Origin of the sequence: Xanthomonas sontii, assembly GCF_040529055.1 — a bacterium.
Lineage (GTDB): Bacteria > Pseudomonadota > Gammaproteobacteria > Xanthomonadales > Xanthomonadaceae > Xanthomonas_A > Xanthomonas_A sontii.
Genome location: NZ_CP132342.1, coordinates 1,961,069 through 1,978,389, shown reverse-complemented (window position 1 = coordinate 1,978,389; position 17,321 = coordinate 1,961,069). Strand labels below are relative to the sequence as shown.

Annotated in this window: 18 protein-coding genes and 1 other RNA gene; 16 read left to right on the top strand and 3 right to left on the bottom strand. The window is 70.9% G+C overall.

Annotated elements, in window-relative coordinates; genetic code table 11:
• Window positions 1-34: 34 nt before the first annotated feature.
• From rph to pepQ, 7 genes are all read left to right on the top strand, one after another.
• Complete coding sequence (rph, locus tag RAB70_RS08390; protein ID WP_017907632.1) at window positions 35-760, top strand: ribonuclease PH; 726 nt, start codon at window positions 35-37, stop codon at window positions 758-760.
• Window positions 757-1,146: a VOC family protein gene (locus tag RAB70_RS08385; RefSeq protein WP_148829635.1), complete on the top strand. Its 390-nt coding sequence runs from the start codon at window positions 757-759 to the stop codon at window positions 1,144-1,146. The genes rph and RAB70_RS08385 overlap by 4 nt, the downstream gene beginning before the upstream one ends.
• Window positions 1,143-1,754, top strand: coding sequence for an RdgB/HAM1 family non-canonical purine NTP pyrophosphatase (rdgB, locus tag RAB70_RS08380; RefSeq protein WP_148829634.1), 612 nt, complete (start codon window positions 1,143-1,145; stop codon window positions 1,752-1,754). Before RAB70_RS08385 ends, rdgB begins: the two co-directional genes overlap by 4 nt.
• A gap of 132 nt (window positions 1,755-1,886) precedes the next feature.
• The gene (hemW, locus tag RAB70_RS08375) at window positions 1,887-3,116 is read left to right on the top strand and encodes a radical SAM family heme chaperone HemW (RefSeq protein ID WP_148829633.1); all 1,230 of its coding nucleotides are present in this window, start codon (window positions 1,887-1,889) and stop codon (window positions 3,114-3,116) included.
• Between the two features lie 75 nt (window positions 3,117-3,191).
• Complete coding sequence (locus tag RAB70_RS08370; RefSeq protein ID WP_148829632.1) at window positions 3,192-5,573, top strand: DUF1631 domain-containing protein; 2,382 nt, start codon at window positions 3,192-3,194, stop codon at window positions 5,571-5,573.
• Window positions 5,570-5,911 carry a PilZ domain-containing protein gene (locus RAB70_RS08365; RefSeq protein WP_026143711.1) on the top strand — a complete coding sequence of 114 codons (342 nt, stop codon included), beginning with the start codon at window positions 5,570-5,572 and terminating at the stop codon, window positions 5,909-5,911. Before RAB70_RS08370 ends, RAB70_RS08365 begins: the two co-directional genes overlap by 4 nt.
• Window positions 5,912-6,199: 288 nt before the next feature.
• Window positions 6,200-7,525: a Xaa-Pro dipeptidase gene (gene pepQ / locus RAB70_RS08360; protein ID WP_148829631.1), complete on the top strand. Its 1,326-nt coding sequence runs from the start codon at window positions 6,200-6,202 to the stop codon at window positions 7,523-7,525.
• A 13-nt stretch (window positions 7,526-7,538) separates the two neighbouring features.
• Here the strand turns inward: pepQ and RAB70_RS08355 are convergent, their stop codons facing one another.
• The 3 genes from RAB70_RS08355 to RAB70_RS08345 form a co-directional block, all read right to left on the bottom strand.
• Complete coding sequence (locus tag RAB70_RS08355; RefSeq protein ID WP_152239999.1) at window positions 7,539-8,540, bottom strand: hypothetical protein; 1,002 nt, start codon at window positions 8,538-8,540, stop codon at window positions 7,539-7,541.
• A gap of 208 nt (window positions 8,541-8,748) precedes the next feature.
• Entirely contained in the window at window positions 8,749-10,080 is a 1,332-nt protein-coding gene (locus RAB70_RS08350; protein ID WP_148829629.1) for an aminopeptidase P N-terminal domain-containing protein, read from the bottom strand.
• Entirely contained in the window at window positions 10,080-10,625 is a 546-nt protein-coding gene (locus RAB70_RS08345) for a YecA family protein (RefSeq protein WP_043094872.1), read from the bottom strand. Before RAB70_RS08345 ends, RAB70_RS08350 begins: the two co-directional genes overlap by 1 nt.
• Before the next feature lie 209 nt (window positions 10,626-10,834).
• Between RAB70_RS08345 and RAB70_RS08340 the strand changes: the two genes are divergently transcribed.
• The 9 genes from RAB70_RS08340 to RAB70_RS08300 all read left to right on the top strand — a co-directional run bounded on the left by RAB70_RS08340 (window position 10,835) and on the right by RAB70_RS08300 (window position 17,316).
• Window positions 10,835-13,018, top strand: coding sequence for a bifunctional diguanylate cyclase/phosphodiesterase (locus RAB70_RS08340; protein ID WP_192578973.1), 2,184 nt, complete (start codon window positions 10,835-10,837; stop codon window positions 13,016-13,018).
• 67 nt (window positions 13,019-13,085) lie between these two features.
• Window positions 13,086-13,307 (top strand): TIGR02449 family protein, encoded by a 222-nt coding sequence (locus RAB70_RS08335; protein ID WP_017910437.1) that lies wholly within the window; start codon window positions 13,086-13,088, stop codon window positions 13,305-13,307.
• A complete protein-coding gene (locus tag RAB70_RS08330; RefSeq protein WP_148829627.1) occupies window positions 13,304-13,597 on the top strand; it encodes a cell division protein ZapA in 294 nt (97 codons plus the stop codon). The genes RAB70_RS08335 and RAB70_RS08330 overlap by 4 nt, the downstream gene beginning before the upstream one ends.
• 98 nt (window positions 13,598-13,695) lie before the next feature.
• Window positions 13,696-13,880: non-coding RNA, 6S RNA (ssrS, locus tag RAB70_RS08325), on the top strand.
• Between the two features lie 159 nt (window positions 13,881-14,039).
• The gene (locus RAB70_RS08320; RefSeq protein ID WP_148829626.1) at window positions 14,040-14,819 is read left to right on the top strand and encodes an acyl-CoA thioesterase II; all 780 of its coding nucleotides are present in this window, start codon (window positions 14,040-14,042) and stop codon (window positions 14,817-14,819) included.
• A 79-nt stretch (window positions 14,820-14,898) separates the two neighbouring features.
• A complete protein-coding gene (locus RAB70_RS08315; RefSeq protein ID WP_148829625.1) occupies window positions 14,899-15,492 on the top strand; it encodes a 5-formyltetrahydrofolate cyclo-ligase in 594 nt (197 codons plus the stop codon).
• Complete coding sequence (locus tag RAB70_RS08310) at window positions 15,489-15,959, top strand: EVE domain-containing protein (protein WP_017910441.1); 471 nt, start codon at window positions 15,489-15,491, stop codon at window positions 15,957-15,959. Before RAB70_RS08315 ends, RAB70_RS08310 begins: the two co-directional genes overlap by 4 nt.
• A gap of 100 nt (window positions 15,960-16,059) precedes the next feature.
• The gene (rpiA, locus tag RAB70_RS08305) at window positions 16,060-16,707 is read left to right on the top strand and encodes a ribose-5-phosphate isomerase RpiA (RefSeq protein WP_148829624.1); all 648 of its coding nucleotides are present in this window, start codon (window positions 16,060-16,062) and stop codon (window positions 16,705-16,707) included.
• 156 nt (window positions 16,708-16,863) lie between these two features.
• Window positions 16,864-17,316, top strand: coding sequence for a DUF192 domain-containing protein (locus tag RAB70_RS08300; RefSeq protein WP_017915858.1), 453 nt, complete (start codon window positions 16,864-16,866; stop codon window positions 17,314-17,316).
• Window positions 17,317-17,321 lie beyond the last annotated feature (5 nt).

The following is a 17,321-nucleotide window of genomic DNA, read 5'->3' as shown; positions in this document are numbered from 1 at the left end:
CCGCGCACGGCCCCGCCCTTCCCGGAACCCCTGCATGTCCTTCTCCCGTCCCAGCGGCCGCACGGCCGATCAGTTGCGCCCGGTCCGCATCGAACGCGCCTTCACCCGCCATGCCGAAGGCTCGGTCCTGGTCAGCTTCGGCGACACCCGCGTGCTGTGCAACGCCAGCGTCGAGAACCGCGTGCCGGGCTTCCTGCGCGGCAAGGGCGAAGGCTGGGTCACCGCCGAATACGGCATGCTGCCGCGCGCCACCCACTCGCGTTCCGATCGCGAGGCCGCGCGCGGCAAGCAGGGCGGACGCACGCTGGAGATCCAGCGTCTGATCGGCCGCGCGCTGCGCGCCTGCGTCGACCGTACCGCGCTGGGCGAGCGCACCATCACCCTGGACTGCGACGTGCTGCAGGCCGACGGCGGCACCCGCACCGCCGCCATCACCGGCGCCTACGTGGCGCTGGTGGATGCGGTGAACTGGCTGCAGAAGCGCGGCGACCTGAAGAAGCCGGTGGTGCTGGGCGCGGTCGCCGCGGTCTCGGTCGGCGTGTACCGCGGCATGCCGGTGCTGGACCTGGACTACGCCGAGGACAGCGACTGCGACACCGACATGAACGTGGTGATGAACGATGGCGGCGGCTTCATCGAGCTGCAGGGCACCGCCGAGGGCCACGCCTTCCGCCGCGACGAACTGGACGCGCTGCTCGGCCTGGCCGAGCGCGGCATCGGCGAACTGCTGGCGGCACAGCGCGCCGCCCTGGCGCAATGAACCGGCGCCTGACCCTGGTCACCCTGGTGGTGGCCGACTACGACGAGGCCATCGCCTGGTACACCGGCAAGCTGGGCTTCCAGGTGCTGGAGGACGTGGACCAGGGCCACAAGCGCTGGGTCGTGGTCGGGCCCGGCGATGCGCGCGGCGCGGCGCTGCTGCTGGCGCGCGCCAGCGACGACGCGCAGCGCAGCCGCATCGGCGACCAGACCGGCGGCCGCGTCGGCTTCTTCCTGCACACCGACGACTTCCAGCGCGACCATGCGGCGATGCTGGCCGCCGGTGTGGAATTCCTGGAAGTCCCTCGCCACGAACCCTACGCCACGGTCGCGGTGTTCCGCGATCTGTACGGCAACACCTGGGATCTGCTGGAGCCCATCGCATGAAACTGGTCCTGGCCAGCAGCAACGCCGGCAAGCTCGAAGAACTGAAGGCCTTGCTCGACGACGTGGGGGTCGAGTTGATCGCGCAATCCACGCTCGGCGTCAGCGATGCCGACGAGACCGGCCTGACCTTCGTCGAGAACGCGCTGCTCAAGGCGCGCCACGCCGCCCGCGTCACCGGCCTGCCGGCGCTGGCCGACGACTCCGGCATCTGCGTGGACGCGCTGCATGGCGCACCGGGGCTGTACTCGGCGCGTTACGCCGGCGAGCACGGCAATGCGCAGGCCAACATCGACAAGCTGCTGGACGCGCTGCGCGATGTCCCCGATGCGCAGCGCGGCGCGCATTTCTACTGCGTGCTGGTGCTGCTGCGGCATGCCGAGGATCCGCAGCCGCTGCTGGTGGAAGGCCGCTGGCGCGGCCGCATCGCGCATGCGCGTGCCGGCACCGGCGGGCATGGTTACGACCCGGTGTTCCTGGACCCGGACCACGGCCAGACCGCCGCCGAGATGCCGCTGGCGCTGAAGAACCGCATCAGCCACCGCGCCCTCGCCCTGCAGCAGCTTAAGCAGCGCCTGGCGGACCATCTTGCGGCGCATCCCGCCGAGTGACCGCACCGCGCGCAGGCACCGGGCCAGTCAGGACACCGCGGCGCGCGCAGACTGCCCTGCGCCGCTGCGCCAAGCCCTGAACCCTCCGGCGCCCGCACCGCCCGCATCTCCGTTTCCAGATTCCCGCCCGCCATGCCGCACGCCCACGACCATTGCCAGCATCCGCCCGGCACCGCCTGCCCGGATCCGTCCGCGCACGCCGACACCCCGGCGCTGGTGCCGCCACCGCTGTCGCTCTACGTGCACCTGCCCTGGTGCGTGCGCAAATGCCCGTACTGCGATTTCAATTCGCACGCGGCCAAGGGCGCGCTGCCGTTCGACGACTACGTGGACGCGCTGATCCGCGACCTGGATCAGGACCTGCCGCTGGTCTGGGGCCGGGTGGTCAACAGCGTGTTCTTCGGCGGCGGCACGCCCAGCCTGTTCCCGCCCGAGGCGATCGATCGCTTCCTGCAGGCGGCCAGCGCCCGGCTGCGCTTCGCGCCGGGCCTGGAGATCACCCTGGAGACCAACCCCGGTACCGCCGAGCACGGCCGCTTCGACCGCTACCTGGCGGCCGGGGTGAATCGCCTGAGCTTCGGCATCCAGAGCTTCGACGACGCGGCCCTGCAGCGGCTGGGCCGCATCCACGACGGCGCCGAGGCCGAGCGTGCGGTGAAGCTGGCGCAGGACGCCGGCTATGCCAATGTCAACCTGGACCTGATGTACGCGCTGCCGCAGCAGACCCTGGCCGAGGCCGAGCGCGACATCGCGCAGGCGCTGGCGCTGCAGCCGACCCACCTGAGCCACTACCAGCTCACCCTGGAACCGAACACCGTGTTCGCCGCGCGGCCGCCGCAGGGCATCCCCGAGGACGACGACGCCTGGGACATGCAGGAGCGCTGCCAGGCGCTGCTGGCCGAGGCCGGCTTCGCACAGTACGAAGTCAGCGCCTACGCCCGCGCCGGTTACCGCTGCGCGCACAACCTCAACTACTGGACCTTCGGCGACTATCTCGGCATCGGTGCCGGCGCGCACGGCAAGATCAGTTCCGGCGCCGAACAGAACATCCTGCGGCGCTGGAAGCACAAGCATCCACAGGCGTTCCTGGACGCGGCGGGGACGCCGGCGGCGATCGGCGGCGACGAGTGGATCGCGCCGGAGCGGCGCCCGTTCGAGTACATGCTCAACGCCCTGCGCCTCAACGACGGCTTCGCGCTGCGCGACTTCAGCGCCCGCACCGGCCTGCCGCTGCAGGCGATCGCCCCGGCCCTGGCCACCGCGCAGGCCCGCGACTGGCTGCGGGTGGACGCCGGCCACGCCGTGCCGACCGAGCTGGGACGGCGGTTCACCAACGACGTGATCGCCCTGTTCCTGCCCTGAGCCGCGCCGCCCGCCTTGGTTGCAGCGGCGGATCGTGCTACATACCGCGCAGAAAAGTATAACGGCGATCACAGGATGCCCCTGTCTGCGACCATGTCGGCCCCGCCAGCGACGCTTGCCAGCGCCGCCCTGCCGGCGCGCGTGCGCGACATCCTGCTGGCCTTGAACAGCCTGCTGTGGCAGGCCCTGGAACTGCCGCTGCAGGCGACCCTGGACGAGCTGGAGCAGGACCTGCTCGAGCAGGCCGGACGCGCCCGCAATGGCCAGGTGCAACAGGACCTGTTCCAGGAGGCGCAACGCGTGCGCGCGCAGCGCGGGCGCCTGGCGCCGTTCTACCAGGCGCAGCTGGAAGCCGGGCTGGCCGGAATCCGCAGCCCCTTGGCAACGGCCGCTGCGCCGCGAGTAGCCAAGGCAGGTGCCGGGCAGATGCTGACCCTGGTCGCCGATGTGGATATCGACCGCGACATCGTGCTGCACGAGATCGCCCGCCGCGAGGCGATCCGCTGCAATATCCCGCTGCAGTTGCTCGGCCAGCGCTTCGGCGTGCTGGCGGCGCGGCCCGCCTTCGAGATCGAGCAACTGCCGCTGGGACCGCACGCGCTGTGCCGGCTGCTGCGCACCGCCGGCGAAGCGTTGGGCCTTGGCCTGGACACGCAATTGGCGCTGTATCGCGCCTTCGAACGGCAGGTGCTGGCGCGCTACGGCGAGATGGTGGAACGGGCCAATGTCCTGCTGACCCACGCCGGGGTGCTGCCCGGCCTGATCTATCTGCCCTACGTGGCGCGCAGCACCAATGTCGACCCGGGCACGCGGCGCGCGGCGCGCATGCCCGGCGCCGCGGTGCCGCCCGCTGCCGGCAGCGGCCCCCGCGGGAACGCCAGCGCTCCTGGTCAAGCCGCACCCGCCATGGGCGTGCCGCCGGGGCCTGCCGCGACGGCACCGCTGCCGCCAGCGGGCGCGGCAGCCGGCGCCGCGGAATCGGCCGCCAGCGGCCCGGACCTGGCCACCCTGCGCCAGTTGCTGACCGCGGCGCGCGCCAAGGCCGTGCCCGCCGCGGCGGCGCCCACGACTGAGACCGCCGGTGCCGCCGCGCTTCCGGCGCGGCCGGCGAGCGCCGCCGGTGCGGCCCCGGTGCCGACCGCCAGCCTGTTGGAGGCCCTCGGCGAACTGCAGGCGCAGCCGCCGGCCCACAGCACCCTGGGCGGGCTGCGCGGACGCCGCCACCTGCGCGACGTGCAGACCGCCTTGTTGCAGGCGCTGCGCGCCACCCACGGCGCGCAGGCGACCCTGGCAGCACAGCAGGCCGACACCTTCGACCTGCTCGGCCTGCTGTACGGCGAGATCGAGCGCGAGGTACGCCCCGACGCGCCGGCCGCGGCGCTGCTGGAACGCCTGCAGGTGCCGCTGGTGCGCGCCGCGCTGCAGGATCCGGCGTTCTTCGCGCGCAGCCGGCACCCGGCGCGGGAACTGCTCAATGCCGTCGCCGAATCCGGCGCCACCTGGCTGGGCGAAGAGGACAGCGATCCGACGCTGCTGCTCAAGCTCAACCAGGCCGTGGACCGCGTGATCGAGGAGTACGAAGGCGACGAGACCGTCTTCGAGCAGGCCCACCAGGAGATCCAGGCGCAGCAGCGCAGCCTGGCGCACAAGGCCGAGATCGCCGAGCGCCGGCACGTCGAGGCCGCGCGCGGCAAGGAACGGCTGGAGCTGGCCAAGCAGACCGCGACCGCCACCCTGGAGGCGCTGTGCAGCGCCCAGCAACCGCCGGGTTTCGTGCAGACCCTGCTGCAGCAGGCCTGGTCCGACGTGCTGGTGCTGACCCTGCTGCGTCAGGGCGAGGACTCGGAGACCTGGCGCGAGCGCATCGGCCTGGCCGAGCGCATCGCCGAGGTCACCTGCCGCAGCGAGGGCGCCTCCGATGCCGCCCTGGCCGAGCGCGTGGGCCAGGCGCTGCTGCAGGTGGGCTACCACCAGCAGGAAGCCGAGGCCATCGCCCGCCGCCTGTCCACGCCCGGCGGCACCGACGCCACCACCTCGCGCACCGAACTCAGCGTGCGGCTGAAGGCGCGCACCCGCCTCGGCGAGCAGGGCGAGGACGGCGAGCGCCCCTCGCTGCCGCCGCGCAACGAGGCCGAACAAGCCGCGTATGCGCGGTTGCGCACGCTGCCGTTCGGCACCTGGTTCGAATTCGTCGTCAACCAGCAAGGCGACCTGAAGCGGCAACGCCTGTCCTGGTACAGCCCGATCACCGAGCGCGCGTTGTTCGTCAACCAGCGCGGGCAGAAGGCCGCCGAACACACGCTCGACGGATTGGCGCGGCTGCTGGCGCAGGGACAGGCGCGCATCGTCAGCGAGGACCGCGCCCGCCTGATCGACCGCGCCTGGCAGGCCGCGGTGCGCGCGCTGCGCACCCTGGCCGGCGTTCCCGCCGCCGACGACGCCATGGAGGGCGCATGAGCGCAGACGCTCGCCGATCGCCGCGCCTCCAGGTTCCGGACATGGTGCCGGTGCTGGACCTGATGGAAGACGCCGTGGTCGGCCGCCTCGGCAACGTCTCCGAACACGGCATGCTGCTGCTCGCCTCGGCACCGCTGCACGAGGACGCGCTGTACCAGTTGCGCTTCGCGATACCGCACGCCGACCGCGACGTGCAGATCGATATCGGCGCGCACCTGTTGTGGAGCGAACCCTCGCACGCACCGGGCCAGGCCTGGGCCGGCTTCCGCTTCCTGACCATTTCCCCCGCGCATCGTGACCTGTTGCGGCAGTGGATCAACGCTGCGACCGGCGGCTAGCGGCATCAACCTCGCAGGTGTGGCTACTGGTCCCTGTGACGGGATCAGCCGCGACCGGCATTCCCGGGAACGCCTCGGTCGCGGCCGAAGCCGCTCCTGCGGCGGCCATCCGCGACCGTTGCGCGATCGGCCGCAAAGAGTCTCCGGCGGATCGACAAAGCCCCGCGTCGCCGGCGTAGCTTCGGCATCGCACGCCATGCATAGGCCGTCCGTGCACGTCCACACGCCTGCACCGTTTCCGGCACACTTGGCGCCCCCGTTTCCGCATCGCCGAACGAGTCCGCCGCCATGCCCCAGCACGATCCAAGCGCCCTGTATCCCGACCACCTGCGCACCCTGACCCGACGCGCCGACGAAGCGCTGGCGCGCGGTGGCTTCGACCACCTGGTGGTCCCGAGCGGCACCCTGCACTACCAGGTGTTCGACGATCGCGACTATCCGTTCGCGGTGAACCCGCAGTTCAAGGCCTGGCTGCCGCTGACGCGGGTGCCGCACAGTTGGCTGGTGTACACGCCGGGGCGCCGTCCGCAGGTGATCTTCCACCAGCCGCGCGACTACTGGCACGTGGTGCCGGATGCGCCCAGCGGCTGGTGGGTGGACCACTGCGACATCCATCTGATCCGCGCCCCGGACGAGGCGCTGGCGCTGCTGCCGGATGCCGCGCGCAGCGCGATCCTCGGCGAGCCGCAGAGCGCGCTGGGCGCCTACGTGCCGAACAACCCGCCGGCGGTGCTGGACTACCTGGAATACCACCGCGCCTACAAGACGCCGTACGAGCTGGCACTGATGCGCCAGGCGCAGCACTCGGCGGTGCGCGGCCATCGCGCCGCCGAGGCCGCGTTCCGCGACGGCCGCAGCGAGTTCGAGATCCACATGGCCTACTGCGCCGCGGTCGGCCAGGACGCGAACGAACTGCCGTACGGCAACATCGTGGCGTTGAACGAACACGGCGCCGTGCTGCACTACACCGAACTGCAGCGGCAGGCGCCGACGCCGCTACGCAGCTTCCTGATCGACGCCGGCGCCTCGGCACACGGCTACGCCAGCGACATCACCCGCACCTACGCATCCGATCGCGACAGCGAGTTCCAGGCGCTGATCGACGCGGTGGACGCCGCGCAGCAGCGCATGGGCCAGCACGTGCGCGCCGGCGTCGACTACCGGCAACTGCACCTGGACGCGCACCTGGCGCTGATGGGCGTGCTGAAGGACGTCGGCGTGCTCACCGTGTCGCCGGAAACCGCGGTGGCCACCGGCGTCAGCGCCGCATTCTTCCCGCACGGCCTGGGCCACCCGATCGGCCTGCAGGTGCACGACGTCGCCGGTTTCGCCGCCAGCGACCGCGGCGGCCGCATCGAACGCCCCGACGGCCATCCCTACCTGCGCATGACCCGCACCCTGGAACCGGGCATGGTGGTGACGATCGAGCCGGGCCTGTACTTCATCGACATGCTGCTCGACGACCTCAAGCAGGCCGGCCATGGCGGCAGCGTCGACTGGTCGCGCGTGGAGCAATTCAAGCCCTACGGCGGCATCCGCATCGAGGACGAAGTGGTGTGCACCGAGGACGCACCCGAGAACCTGACGCGGCCGGTGTTTGCGGCGGCGGCCTGAGCCGCCACCTCGATCACTTGCCGGTCAACGCGTACGGGCCGCGATTGAAGCTCATCGGGATCAGGTCGTAGCGGCGCTGCCCGGCGGCGGCCGGATACGGCGCGGTCTTGAAATCGCGTGCCAGCGCTTCGAGTCCACGTGCCGCGTTCGGCGAAGGCAGCGCCTCCAGCACCAGGGCGGACTCGGGACGTCCGCCCTGCGGATCGCCGCGCATCAGGAACAGGCTCAACGCCGGCGTGACCGGCAGGTCCATCGGGCTGTCCAGCACGGTCTTGCGTCGTTGATTCTCGGCACGCGCAGTCAGCCCGCCAGCCTCCTCGCCATCCTGCGCCTGCAGCGCATCGAGCTGCGCGAACAGCATCCGGTCCAGGACCCGGCCCCACTGCACGCGGAACGCGTTGAACCAGGCCAGGCCGATCGCGTCGCGGTCGCCGCTCGGCATCGCCGCATAGCAGCGCTCCAGGAGGTAGGCATGGTAGGCGGTATCGCGATTGCGCTGGCTGGGCCGCACACGGCGGCCTTCGATCTCGCGCGCCCGCGTGGTGAACTCGCGGTCCAGCGCCACCCAGCCCTGCGCCCATTGCAGCGCCGGCTTGGCATTGCCGGCGGACAACTCCAGCTCGGCCAGCGACGCCAACGCGAGCAGCGGGCAGCGCGGCATGCCCAGGCAGCGCTCCAGCCAGTAGCGGGCCGTGTCCAGGTCGCGCGGCACCAGATGCGCCGGATGCGCCTCGCCATTGCGGTAGAGCACGCCCAACACGTACGCCGAGGCGCCATCGCCCTTACCCGCCAGCGCGACGACCTGCGCCAGCATCTGCGCGCGGGCCTCCGGCGCAGCGCGCAGCGACAGCAACGTCTCTAGATCGTCCAGCGCCAGCGTGGGCACCGCAGCAGGCACAGGTGCCTGCGTCGCCGCGGGCGCAGCATCGGCTGGCGCCGCCGGCGCGGCCACTTGCTGCGCGTGCGCCTGCGCTGCGACGGCCACGCACAGTCCTGCCGCCAGCAGGCATCGCATCCACATCTTCATGAATCCCCCTTGTTCAGCCGGTCACTGTGCGCAACCGGCCGCCTGTACGCAAGGGCGCGGCGTCAGGCTGTCGCGGCGGCCTGACGGCCGCCGCCGGGATTGGGGAATCGGGATTGGGGATTCGCAACGGCAAACGCGCCAGGTCTGCTAGCCGACCTTTCCGCGCGCGGCGACCGCTTTTCCCATTCCCGTTTCCCTAGTCCCCATTCCCAGCCATCCACGCCTCGATCTCCTCGGCGCTGCGCGCCAGGGCATCGGTAAGCACGCGATGGCCGTCGTCGGTGATCAGCACGTCGTCCTCGGTGCGGATGCCGATGCCCCGCCACTTCGGGTCCACGTCCTTGTCGTCCGGCGACACGTACAGGCCGGGTTCGATGGTGAACACCATGCCCGGCTCGAGCAGGCGCGATTCGCCGGCCAGCCGGTAGTCGCCGACGTCGTGCACGTCCAGGCCCAGCCAGTGCCCGGTCTTGTGCCGGTAGAAGCGCCGGTAGTCGCCGCTGGCCAGGTTCTGCTCGACGCTGCCCTTGAGCAGGCCCAGCCGCAGCAGGCCTTCGGTCAGGGTCTGCACCGCGGCCAGGTGTCCGGCCTCGTAGGCCACGCCCGGGCGCGCCTGCGCCAGCGCGGCGGCATGCGCGGCACCGACCAGATCGTGCAGCGCGCGTTGTTCGGCGCTGAAGCGGCCGTTGGCCGGGAAGGTGCGGGTGATATCGGCGGCATAACCGCGGTATTCGGCGCCCGCATCGACCAGCACCAGGTCGCCGTCGCGCAGGCGCGCGGCGTTGGCGCGGTAATGCAGCACGCAGGCGTTGTGGCCGCTGCCGACGATGCTGCCGTAGGCCGGCCAGGCGTCGCCGGCGCGGAATTCGCGCTCGATCTCGGCCTGCAGTTGGTATTCGTGCACGCCCGGCCGCGCCAGCCGCATCGCCGCGCGGTGCCCGGCCACGCTCAGGTCCGCAGCGACCTGCATCAGCGCGATCTCGTCGCGCGATTTGAACAGGCGCTGCTCGTGCAGCAGATGGCCGAGCTCCAGGAACTCGTGCGGCGGCTGCGCGCCGTGCCGCACCTGCTCGCGCACGCGCTTGACCCAGCCGATCAGCTTCAGGTCGAAATCGACGTCGCGGCCGAAGTGGTAGTAAACCCGCGAGCGGCCTTCCAGCAGCCCGGGCAGGATCTCGTCGAGGTCGTCGATCGGATAGGCATCGTCCATGCCGTAGCGCTCGACCGCGCCTTCCTGGCCCGCCCGCGGGCCGTCCCAGGCTTCGCGCTCGGGGTCGCGTTCGCGACAGAACAGCAGCGCCTCGCCATGGCGGCGACCGGGCACCAGCACCAGCACCGCGTCCGGCTCGGCGAACCCGCACAGATACCAGAAGTCCGAATCCTGCCGGTACGGGTAGTGCGTGTCGTGGCTGCGCACCCGCTCCGGTGCGCTGGGCAGTACCAGGATGGCCTGCTCGCCGGCCATGTCCATCAAATGACGGCGCCGGCGCACGTACTCGCCGGAGGAAATCCCGGTGAGCCGCTTCATCAGTTCAGGCGCTGCCGGTGGCGCGGGCCGAGCACGCAGTCGCTGTGCAGCAGCAGCACCGCCACGCGCACGAACTCCTCGATCTCGGCCAGCGCGTCCTCGTCCTCGTCGCCGCTGTCGAAATCGTCGGCGCTGGCCTGGGCCAGACGCGCCACGTCCTGCAGCGCTTCCTGCCCTTCCTCGGACAGCGGCGGCGCAGCCCCTGCGGCCAGGCCGAAGCCGCCGAGGAAGCCGCGGCACCAGTCGAACAGCGCGTCGGCGCGCTCGGGCAGCGGCGCGCCGGCATCGGCCAGCACCAGGTCGAAGCCGAAATCGCGGTCGTTCAGTTGCGCAGTCGTGGCCTCGCGCAGGCGGTCCAGCGCATCGCCGGGGCGCGGCGCGGCGAGGCTGGCGTCGGCGAGCACGGCCGCCGGCCATGCCGGCAATTCGGCGCCGCCGCCGGCCAGCCAGCCGCACAGGCCGCCGTGCAGTTCGGCTGCCGACGCAGCCAGGCCAAGCGTCCGGCTGGCATCGGCGATCTGGTCGGCAGTGGGAAGTTCGGTCATGGAGCAAGCCTGTCGGGCGCTGGCCGCGGGCCTGTCGAGGCCTGCGGCGGAATCGGGACTGCGCAGTGTAGCAACCGCGTATGCGCCGCCGCTTGTGGTGGCTTCCGGCACGCGCCTACACTCCACCACCCGTTCTTTGACAGAAGTCACTTTCCGCCATGCCATTGGAGCACGTTGCTGCAGGAGCTGCGGAAAGAACCGGCCTCGCCTTGTTCGGCGAGACCTTGCTGGCCGCATGGCCGCTGATCGCGCTCGCCGCGCTGGCGGCCGGCGGGGTGGCGGCGCTGTTCGCGCTGCGTTCGCGTCGGCGCCTGCGCGAGCAACTGCAACGGCACGCGCAACTGCAGCAGCGCGACCAGCACCTGAAGCTGGCGCTGTGGGCCTCGGGCGAGCACTTCTGGGATTACGACCTGCAACAGCGCAGGTTGCGGCTGATGCGCGCCGACGAGGCCACGCCGCACGCGCAGGACATCGGCCTGGTGATCCGCGAGAACGAGCCGCTGCGGATCCATCCCGACGACGTCCAGCAGGCGCGGCAGGTGCTGCAGGAACACCTGCAGGGCCTGACCGCGATCTACACCGCCGAGTACCGGGTGGACCTGGCCGGCGACGGGGTCTGGCACTGGGCGCGGGTGCGCGGCCGCGTGGTCGACTACGACGCCAGCGGCGCGCCGCGCCGGCTCGCCGGCACCGCACGCGACATCACCTCGCACCGCCAGGCCGACCTGGAACGGCGCATCGCCGCCGAAGTGCTGCGCAGCATGGGCGAGGCGGTCGCCGTGCTCGACGAGGACCGCCGCTTCATCTCGGTCAACCCGGCCTTCACCCGCATCACCGGCTACAGCGAGCGCGAGGTACTGGGCCAGCCGATGGCGCTGATCGACCACGCGCCGGAAACGCCGGCGGCCCCGGTGGCCGACCACGGCCGGCATTGGCGCGGCGAGGCCTGGAAGCGGCGCAAGGACGGCCAGGAAATCCTCTGCCACCTGCGCCGCAATACCGTGGTCGACGCCGATGGCCGCCAGAGCTTCCAGGTGGTGGTGCTGGAAGACATCACCGAGCAGAAGCGCGCCGAACAGGAACTGCGCTATCTGGCCAACTACGACACGCTGACCAGCCTGCCCAACCGCGCGCTGCTGTCCGAACGCCTGGCGCGGGCGATCGTGCGGGCGCGACGCCAGGCCGGCTCGGTCGCGGTGCTGTTCCTGGACCTGGACCGCTTCAAGGACATCAACGATTCGCTCGGCCACGCGGTCGGCGATCGCGTGCTGCGCGCGGTGGCCGAACGCCTGCAGCAGGCGGTGGGACCGCAGCACACGGTGGCGCGCCTGGCCGGCGACGAATTCACCGTGGTGGTCGAGGACATCGTCAGCCAGGGCGAGGCCGAGGCGGTGGCCGCCCGCGTGCTGGCCGCGTTCGAGGCGCCGCTGCGGCTGGACGAACGCCGCGAGGTCGCGGTCTCCACCTCCATCGGCATCTCCCTGTTCCCGCAGCACGCGCTGCTGCCGAGCGAGCTGCTCAAGCACGCCGATACCGCGATGTACCAGGCCAAGGCCGCCGGGCGCCGCAACGCGCAGGTGTACTCGGCGCGCATGGACGAGGCCACCCGTCACCGCGCCACCCTGGCCAGCACGCTGCGCAAGATCCCGCTGGATCAGGAACTGAAGCTGGTCTACCAGCCGCGCTACTCGCTGCGCACGCAGCGGGTGGTCGGCGTGGAAGCGCTGCTGCGCTGGCACAGCGCCGATTTCGGGCCGGTCTCGCCGAGCCAGTTCATCCCGCTGGCCGAGGAGACCGGGCTGATCCTGGAGATCGGCGAATGGGTGCTGCGCCAGGCCTGCGGCGCGCTGCGCGACTGGCGGCGGATGGGGCTGACCGACCTGTGCATGTCGGTGAACGTCTCGGCGATCCAGCTCGAGCGCGGCAACCTGCCGGAACTGATGGCCGGGATCCTCGCCGACACCGGCGTGCCGGCCGCCAACATCGAACTGGAACTGACCGAGAGCGTGGTGATGTCGCAGGTCGGCAAGAACGCCGAACTGCTGCGCGCATGCCGCAAGTTGGGGCTGACCCTGGCCATCGACGACTTCGGCACCGGCTATTCGTCGCTGGCCTACCTGAAGCGGCTGCCGATCAATACCCTGAAGATCGACCAGGAATTCATCGGCGACCTCACCCGCGACCCGGACGACGAGGCGATCACCAGCACCATCATCGCGATGGGCCACTCGCTGGCGCTGAAGGTGGTGGCCGAGGGCGTCGAGGACGCCGGGCAATTGGCGTTCCTGCGCGCGCACGGCTGCGACGAGATCCAGGGCCACCTGGTGGCGCCGGCGCTGGAGCCGGACGCCTGCCTGCGCCTGCTGCAGCAACCGCTGCGGCTGCCTGCCTGAGCGCCGGCCATGGCGCCGCCGCGCGGCGTCTTGACCGCCCCTCGGGCGCATGCCTATCGTGAGCGCCATGGACAGCCCTGACGCCCTCGCCGAGCTTCGCGCCCTTGCCGCACGCGTGGAAACGCTGGTCGAGCGCTGCCAGCGCCTGTCCGACGAGAACCGCAGCCTGCGCCAGCAGCAGGAACACCTGATCGGCGAGCGCTCGCAGTTGCTGACCAAGAACGAACAGGCGCGTTCGCGCGTGGAAGCGATGATCGCCCGGCTGAAGTCCCTGGAGCAGCACACGTGAGCGAGCCGGTCAGCGTCCGCATCCTCGACCGCGAATACACCGTCGGCGTCGAGGCCGAAGAACGCGATGGCCTGCTCGCCGCCGCGCGCCTGCTCGATGCGAAGATGCGCGAGGTGCGCGGCAGCAACCGCATGGCCGCGGTGGACCGCGTCGCCGTGCTCGCGGCGTTGAACCTGGCGCACGAGTTGCAGCAACTGCGCGACGAACAGGAGCAGCGCGAACGCGAGATGGCGCGCACACTGGCCGATCTCAATCGCCGCCTGGACAGCGTGGCCGATACGACGCGCTGATCCGCACGTGGCGCTGCGATCATCAACGTGAATTGCAACGTACCGAAGGACCGACGAACGGACTAGCCAAGCGCGATCGCGGCGCTATACTCCACTTGCGTTCTCTGCTGTGAACGACAGCGTGTGCAAACATTCGCCTTGTCCCTTAATGACGACCACGGGGTGGCGACGGAATCGGGAGTGCAGGTCCGCCTCGTAGCGGGAAGCCCGATGATTCTCCAGCCATCCCACTTGAACCCCGGGTTCAAGGTCGTTTCGCACGCATCGTCACGGCGGAGAATGCAATTTTTCCAGGAAGCGGCGCCGCAAGGCGCCGTTTCCTTTTGTGCGTCCGCAACTTGCGCCTTCACCACGCCGTCGCCGCCGGCGCATTGCAGGTGCCACGCGTTCTCGCGCCGACCGAAACCCGGGATACTGGTCTCCCCATCACGGAGATCCCGGTTTGCCGACGCTCGCCCAGATCCTCGACCGCTTCGACCCCGCCGTGGGATTCGACGTCCCCGCCAGCTGGCGGCAAGGCCGCACCGCCTTCGGCGGCCTGTCCGCGGCGCTGGCGCTGCAGGCCGCGCTGCGCACGGCACCGTCCGCGTTGCCGCCGCTGAAGTCGGCGCACATCGGCTTCATCGGCCCCGCCGACGGCAGCCTGCGCTTCGATGCGCAGGTGCTGCGCCAGGGCAAGTCCGCCACTTCGGTGGGCGTCGATTGCATCGCCGGCGGGCAGGTCGCCCTGCGCGCAGCCTTGCTGTTCGCGCAGCCGCGGCCCAGCCGCATCGCCCATGACTTCCTGCCGGCACGGCCGGCGGTGGTCGGCCCCGATGACGCGACGCCGATCGCCGACAGCGCGGCGACCCCGGCCTTCGTCGCCAACTTCGACATGCGCCTGGCCGGCGGCGCGCTGCCGCTGTCCGCCGCGGCCGATCCGGAGTTGCTGGTCTGGGCGCGCCATCGCGACGCCGGCGGCGTGGACCCAAGCGTGGCCTTGGTCGCGCTGGGCGACTGCCTGCCGCCGGCCGCGATGACCTGCTTCAGCGCACCGGCGCCGGTCAGCTCGATGACCTGGACCCTGGACTTCCCACAGCCGGCCAGCGCCGGGGACTGGTTCCTGCTGCGCTCAGCCAGCCTGCATGCCGAGGACGGCTACTCGCTGCAGGACATGCAGATCTGGGATACGGCCGGGCGGCTGGTGCTGTGGGGCCGGCAGACGGTGGCGCTCTACGCGTGATCGCCGCAGCGGCGCGCGCCTGCTGGTCAGTGCGCGCGCCGGCGCCGACAATAGCGCCCTCTATCGCCACCCCTGCCAGATGACTGCCGACGACCGCGACTCCCTGCGCCAGGACCTGCGCGCGCGCCGCCGCGCGCTCACCGCGCCCGTGCGCCTGGCCGCCGCCGACGCCTTGGCGCAGCGACTGCTGGACCTGCCTTTCGCGCCGCAGCACGGCCATGTCGGCGGCTACTGGGCGATGGACGGGGAGATCGCCCTGCACCGCTGGCAACTGTCGTTGCCGGAGACGGTGCAGTACTGCCTGCCGGTGCTCAGCGGCGACACTCTGCGCTTCGCGCCGTGGCGCCCCGGGCAGCCGCTGCGCGCCAACCGCTATGGCATCCCCGAACCGGACGTCGACCCGGCCACGACCCTGGCGCCGGCGCAGATGGCGCTGGTGGTGACGCCGCTGGTCGGCTTCGACACCGCCGGCGGCCGCCTGGGCATGGGGGGCGGCTGGTATGATCGCAGCTTCGCTTTCCGCCAGCGGCAGGCTCCGCCGCCCTGGCTGGTCGGGGCCGCCTTTAACGCGCAACAGGTCGCGGCCTTGCCGCTGGCGGCCTGGGACGTGGCGCTGGACGCGGTCTGCACCGAATCCCTCACCCTGTCGACCGCGCACGATTCCCCCGCATGACCGCACGCACCCGCTATTGGCTGATGAAGTCCGAACCGGACGCCTTCTCGATCGACGACCTGCAGCGGGTCGGCACCGAACCCTGGAACGGCGTGCGCAACTACCAGGCGCGCAACTTCATGCGCGACGGCATGAAGGTCGGCGACGGCATCCTGTTCTACCACTCCAACTGCAAGGTGCCGGGCATCGTCGGCGTGGCGCGCGTGGCCAGCCAGGCCTATCCCGACGCCACCCAGTTCGACCCGTCCTCCGACTACCACGACCCCAAGGCCACCCAGGAGCAGCCGCGCTGGTACCTGGTGGACGTGGCGTTCGAACGCAAGCTGGCGCGCACCATCGCCCTGGACGAGATCAAGCAGCACGCCGATGCGCTGGGCGAGGGCTTCCCGCTGGTCGCCCGCGGCAACCGTCTGTCGGTGTTCCCGGTCAGCGCCGCGCAGTGGAAGCTGCTGCTTTCGCTCGAATAGCCGGGATTCGGGAGTGGGGATTGGGGATTTACCTCCGTTCCCACCCGTCTGCCGCTTCAACGAATCCCCAATCCCGAATCCCCACTCCCGAGCTCCTCCAATGTCAGAAGCCAAACGTCTTGCCGCCGAGAAAGCCATCGACTACGTCCAGGACGGGATGATCGTCGGCGTCGGCACCGGTTCCACCGTCGCCTATTTCATCGACGCGCTCGGCCGCATCGCCCACCGCATCAAGGGTGCGGTGTCCAGTTCCGAGCAGAGCACCGCGCGCCTGCGCCAGCACGGCATCGAGGTGCTGGAGCTGAACCACACCGGCAACCTGTCGCTGTACGTGGACGGTGCCGACGAGTGCGATCCGAACAAGTGCCTGATCAAGGGCGGCGGCGCCGCGCTGACCCGCGAGAAGATCATCGCCGAGGCCAGCGAGCGCTTCATCTGCATCATCGACCCGAGCAAGCAGGTGCAGACCCTGGGCGCGTTCCCGCTGCCGATCGAGGTGATCCCGATGGCGCGCAGCCTGGTCGCCCGCGAGATCCTGGCGCGCACTGGCGGCCAGCCGGTGTGGCGCGACGGCGTGATCACCGACAACGGCAACGTGGTGCTGGACGTGCACCACCTGTCGATCACCGACCCGGTGGCGCTCGAGCGCGAACTGAACCAGATCCCCGGCGTGGTCTGCGTCGGCCTGTTCGCACGCCGCCCGGCCGACGTGGTGATCGTCGGTGGCGAGCCGCCGCGCGTCTTTTGACGCGCGCTGGCGCGCGCGGGATTGGGGATTAGGGATTCGCAAAGGCAAGGATCTCGGCTTTTACGAATCCCCAATCCCGAATCCCCAATCCCCACTCTTGACGCCACGCGCACCTTGCAACAAGGTGCGCGCTGTCCTCCCTGCCCTGGTCCGCCCATGTCCCTCTTCCGCGCGCTCTGCGTCCTTCTCCTGCTCGCCCTCAGCGGCTGCGCCAGTGCCGGCGGCGACCATTGGGTGGAATTGGGCGGACATCGCTACGACGTGGAACTGGCCCAGAACGATGCGACCCGCGCGCGCGGGCTGATGTTCCGCGACCAGATGGAAACCGACCACGGCATGCTGTTCATCCACGACCGCGAGGAACCGCAGGCGTACTGGATGAAGAACACCAAGATCCCGCTGGACATCCTGTACTTCGACAACCAGCGCAAGCTGGTGGCGCAGCAGCGCGACGTGCCGCCGTGCTCGGCCGGCGACGCCTGCCCGCCCTACCCGAGCAACGCGCCGGCGCGCTACGTGCTCGAACTCAACGCCGGCCAGGCTGAGCAGTTGAAGCTGCAGGACGGCACCGAACTGCGTTTCGGCCCGGGAATTCCGCAGGGCCACTGACCCGT

Coding starts and splice junctions, on each gene's coding strand:
- rph (WP_017907632.1), top strand. CDS start 35: ATGTCCTTCTCCCGTCCCAGCGGCCGCACGGCCGATCAGTTGCGCCCG.
- RAB70_RS08310 (WP_017910441.1), top strand. CDS start 15,489: ATGACCGCACGCACCCGCTATTGGCTGATGAAGTCCGAACCGGACGCC.
- RAB70_RS08335 (WP_017910437.1), top strand. CDS start 13,086: ATGGACAGCCCTGACGCCCTCGCCGAGCTTCGCGCCCTTGCCGCACGC.
- RAB70_RS08370 (WP_148829632.1), top strand. CDS start 3,192: ATGCCCCTGTCTGCGACCATGTCGGCCCCGCCAGCGACGCTTGCCAGC.
- pepQ (WP_148829631.1), top strand. CDS start 6,200: ATGCCCCAGCACGATCCAAGCGCCCTGTATCCCGACCACCTGCGCACC.
- RAB70_RS08315 (WP_148829625.1), top strand. CDS start 14,899: ATGACTGCCGACGACCGCGACTCCCTGCGCCAGGACCTGCGCGCGCGC.
- RAB70_RS08365 (WP_026143711.1), top strand. CDS start 5,570: ATGAGCGCAGACGCTCGCCGATCGCCGCGCCTCCAGGTTCCGGACATG.
- hemW (WP_148829633.1), top strand. CDS start 1,887: ATGCCGCACGCCCACGACCATTGCCAGCATCCGCCCGGCACCGCCTGC.
- RAB70_RS08345 (WP_043094872.1), bottom strand. CDS start 10,625: ATGACCGAACTTCCCACTGCCGACCAGATCGCCGATGCCAGCCGGACG.
- RAB70_RS08350 (WP_148829629.1), bottom strand. CDS start 10,080: ATGAAGCGGCTCACCGGGATTTCCTCCGGCGAGTACGTGCGCCGGCGC.
- RAB70_RS08355 (WP_152239999.1), bottom strand. CDS start 8,540: ATGCGATGCCTGCTGGCGGCAGGACTGTGCGTGGCCGTCGCAGCGCAG.
- rdgB (WP_148829634.1), top strand. CDS start 1,143: ATGAAACTGGTCCTGGCCAGCAGCAACGCCGGCAAGCTCGAAGAACTG.
- rpiA (WP_148829624.1), top strand. CDS start 16,060: ATGTCAGAAGCCAAACGTCTTGCCGCCGAGAAAGCCATCGACTACGTC.
- RAB70_RS08300 (WP_017915858.1), top strand. CDS start 16,864: ATGTCCCTCTTCCGCGCGCTCTGCGTCCTTCTCCTGCTCGCCCTCAGC.
- RAB70_RS08385 (WP_148829635.1), top strand. CDS start 757: ATGAACCGGCGCCTGACCCTGGTCACCCTGGTGGTGGCCGACTACGAC.